The sequence below is a fragment of the Synechococcus sp. 65AY6A5 genome, from assembly GCF_002760415.1.
GTDB lineage: Bacteria > Cyanobacteriota > Cyanobacteriia > Thermostichales > Thermostichaceae > Thermostichus.
In genome coordinates this window covers 2000372-2001905 of the sequence record NZ_AXUW01000001.1, presented here as the reverse complement: position 1 = coordinate 2001905, position 1534 = coordinate 2000372, and the positions used below count along the sequence as shown (strand labels likewise).

Here is a 1534-nt window from a genome sequence, read left to right as displayed (position 1 = left end):
TGCGGGATACCGCCTTTCTGTTTGGACTCCGTCCGAGTAGCGCGGTCGCGTCAGCATCGCGTAGTGACAACGGAAACGGACAGAATGCTATCGCTTCACCGCTGAGCAGTAATGCTCAGCAGTGTTCAGCGTAAATGTATCAGACACGGATCCTCACATGACCCAGCTTTCCGCTCCCCTTCCCACGCCGGCAAGCCCATCTGCAGAACCTCAGCCGGATCCGATTCCGTCTTACCATTGGCATCTGTTCCTCTGCGCCGACCAGACCAAGCCCAAGTGCTGTGAAAAGGCGGTGGGGCTGGAAGCCTGGGAATACCTGAGGCTGCGGATCCAGCAGTTGAACCTGGAGCTGGCGGGCGTGGGCCCTCTGCGCGTCAACCGCACCAAGGCCAATTGTCTGCGGGCCTGCAACTACGGTGTTCCTGGGCCGGTGTTGTTGGTGTACCCCGGCGGGTTCTGGTACCACTCGGCCACGCCGCCGGTGATAGAGCGGGTGCTGCAAGAGCACATCTTGGGGGGAAAGCCGGTGGCCGAGTATCTGGTTGCTCAAGATACTCTGATTGCCCCTCAGCGCCCCTGATCCAGGAGGGCATGGATGGCCTCCACGCAGGCCGCGGTTGCCTGCTGCAGCTCAGCTTTGTCGCTGGAAGCCGGCGGGGGGATCAGCCTGCCGATGCGCACCGTGATGGGGCAAAACAAGCGCGGCCAGCGGGATCCCTTGGGCAGCACCTTCTCGGTGCCCCAGAGGGCTACGGGGAGCAAGGGTGTCTGGGTGCGCGCTGCCACCAAGGCTGCCCCCAGGTGAGGCTGGGGGATGCGGCCATCGGGGGTGCGGGTGCCGTTGAGAAAGATCCCTACCGCCCAGCCCTGGGCCAGGGCTGCCTCTGTGGCCCGCAAGGCGCTGCGATCCGCACCTCCCCTTTTGACCGGGTAAGCCCCGTAGAGCCGGATCACCTGCTTCAGCACCGGCACCTGGAACAGCTCTTCTTTGGCCATGAAGGCTACCGGGCGGCGCACCGCATTGGCCACCAGCGGCGGATCCAAGTGGCTGGCGTGGTTGCTGACGATGATCAGGGATCCGTGGCGCGGCACGTTTTCCTGGCCATAGGTGCGGCCAAAATACAGTCCCCGAAATAAAGGGTTGACCACCAGCCACTTGAGCAGCCAGTAGGCCAACCAATCGCGGCGGCGATAGCCCATCTGGACGATTTCCCAACTTAAGGGTAGCTCCCTCTTGAGTGTAGGGGAAAGGGGGGGATCCCTAAGGACTTTGGAGACAGGTTTTCCGAAGACCTTCACCTAGGGTGGGATGCGGCGAGGGGAGACGCCGGGAAAACGTTGCGCCAAGTTTTAGCTAATCCGCCGTTCGCGCTAGCGGGACGTAGTCCTGGAAGCCCCGCTCTGTACCCCCCTATATCCCAGTCCCCCAGCCCCCCAGTCCCCCCGTATACGGGGGGATATAGGGGGGGCGGGCCGGTCAGAGTCGGGATGAGAGGCGGGAGCGTTCAACAGGTACAATGCATTCATCATGAGA

2 protein-coding genes and 1 pseudogene are annotated in these 1534 nt (G+C 62.6%); 2 read left to right on the top strand and 1 reads right to left on the bottom strand.

What is annotated here, in order from left to right; genetic code table 11:
* Together SYN65AY6A5_RS14800 and SYN65AY6A5_RS09585 are read left to right on the top strand one after the other, a co-directional pair.
* A pseudogene (locus tag SYN65AY6A5_RS14800) lies at positions 1-134 on the top strand (RNA-guided endonuclease TnpB family protein); the annotation flags it as partial.
* A gap of 23 nt (positions 135-157) precedes the next feature.
* Positions 158-580, top strand: a complete 423-nt coding sequence (locus SYN65AY6A5_RS09585; protein ID WP_011429236.1) for a ferredoxin — start codon at positions 158-160, stop codon at positions 578-580.
* On the opposite strand, the gene SYN65AY6A5_RS09580 is transcribed toward SYN65AY6A5_RS09585, so the two are convergent.
* Positions 568-1200 carry a lysophospholipid acyltransferase family protein gene (locus SYN65AY6A5_RS09580; protein WP_011429237.1) on the bottom strand — a complete coding sequence of 211 codons (633 nt, stop codon included), beginning with the start codon at positions 1198-1200 and terminating at the stop codon, positions 568-570. The two genes, SYN65AY6A5_RS09585 and SYN65AY6A5_RS09580, sit on opposite strands and share 13 nt — an antisense overlap.
* Positions 1201-1534: the final 334 nt, after the last annotated feature.